Below are 1,686 nucleotides of genomic sequence, written 5' to 3'. Positions count from 1 at the left end.
CAAAATCTTCGCGCCCTTCCCGTTAAACAAAAAAGCGCAGCTTATCAGCGCAAATACTTCCCAAAAAACGTCAAGGTCCGGTCCCACGACAATTCCGCAGCCGCTTTGTCGTATCGCGGCGTGGTATCATTGTGGAAACCATGCTGCGTGCCGGGGTAGAAATGCGTGGCATATTGCTTGCCGTGCTTAATCAATGCCGCCTGATAATCGCGCCACACGCCGTTGATGCGTTCGTCGTTTTCGGCGTAGTGGATCAGTAATGGCGCTTTGATAAATGGCACTTCGTCGGCCTTTGGTTGGCGTCCGTAATAGGGGACTGATGCGGCGAGTTCAGGGCATGCGACGGCAAGAGCGTTGCAAATTCCGCCGCCATAGCAAAACCCGACCGCACCGACTTTGCCGGTCGATTGGCTGTGCAGACGCAGAAAATCGAACGAGGCGACGAAATCCTCAAACAGCTTTTTCGGGTCAAGCGCGGCTTGCAGCTCGCGGCCTTTGTCATCGCTGCCCGGATAGCCGCCGACCGACGTTAGCCCGTCGGGCGCAAAGGCCAGATAGCCCGCCTTGGCCAGCCGCCGCGCGACATCCTCTATATAGGGGTTGAGTCCGCGATTTTCATGGATCACCAGCACGGCGGAAATTTTGCCTTTAGCCTTTGCGGGCCGCGCAAGTAGCCCAGAGATTGCTCCGTTCCCCTTGGGGCTGGGCACGCTGGGCCGTTCGGTAATAATCGCCGGATCGTCCGCCGGAACCTGCGCCGCCAGCGCATAATCTGGCCGCAACTGGTCGAATATCATAGCGCCGGTAATGCCCGCTGCGGCAAATTTGCCAGCTTGTGTTATAAACTCCCGCTTGCTGACTTTGCCGTGCACATAGCCATCGAAAATTTCGAGGATCGCCGGATGGAAATCGGCGGCGGTTTTGCGGGTGGTCATTTTCAACAGCTCCTTTCGAAATATAAATGTCGCGAACCAAAACCGTCGCTCCAGCGAAGGCTGGAGCCTATCTCGCCTGTCGGTCTAAACTGAGAGACGTGATGGGCCCCAGCCTGCGCTGGGGCGACGGAGTGTTAGCCGAGATGGAACTCAATGCACAAACCGCGCAACGACATCCCGATACGACCGCGAAACCTTCACCTGCGCGCCTGATTCCAGCACCAAAAAGCACTCGCCATTGGTGTGCGGCTTCACCTGACGCACCAGATCGAGGTTCACAATCTTCGACCGATGCACCCGCTGGAATGTGCGCGGGTCGAGGCGTTTTTCCAGATCCTTCATCGTTTCGCGCAGGATCAGCGACGTGTCTGCGGTGATGATGCACATATAATCACCCGCCGCCTCAATCCGCTCAATCGTATCGACATCGACGCGGAAAATCTGCCCGCGATCTTTGACATTGATCAGCTTCTCAAAACGGCTGGTCGCCATTTCTTCATCGGGCGGCGGCATGTTGCCAACCGCATCGGGCGCGACTTCGTTGATGACGCTGCGCAGCCGCTCCACCTCTTCGGCTGTCCGCCGGTCGGCAAGGCGGGATCGTACCCGGTCCATCGTGTCGGCCAGCCGGTCTTGCTCGACAGGCTTCATCAGATAATCGACCGCCTGCGCTTCAAACGCTTTAATCGCGTGGTCGCTATAGGCCGTCACAAAGACAAACAAAGGCGGGTCGATATCCATCACGCCTTGC

Annotated in this window: 2 protein-coding genes; both read right to left on the bottom strand. The window is 57.4% G+C overall.

The genetic code is table 11. The features are described from left to right. Nucleotides 1-44 precede the first annotated feature (44 nt). Nucleotides 45-935 carry a YghX family hydrolase gene (gene yghX, locus ABL922_RS14870; protein ID WP_349024987.1) on the bottom strand — a complete coding sequence of 297 codons (891 nt, stop codon included), beginning with the start codon at nucleotides 933-935 and terminating at the stop codon, nucleotides 45-47. Nucleotides 936-1,085: 150 nt separating this feature from the next. After that, nucleotides 1,086-1,686, bottom strand: a 601-nt coding sequence (locus tag ABL922_RS14865; protein ID WP_349024986.1) for a LytTR family DNA-binding domain-containing protein, incomplete at its 5' end; no start/stop codon positions are given.

Origin of the sequence: Sphingorhabdus sp., assembly GCF_040079335.1 — a bacterium.
Classification (GTDB): Bacteria; Pseudomonadota; Alphaproteobacteria; order Sphingomonadales; family Sphingomonadaceae; genus Sphingorhabdus_B.
Note: the sequence above shows the minus strand (reverse complement) of the source record. Positions and strands in the feature narration are given on the sequence as shown.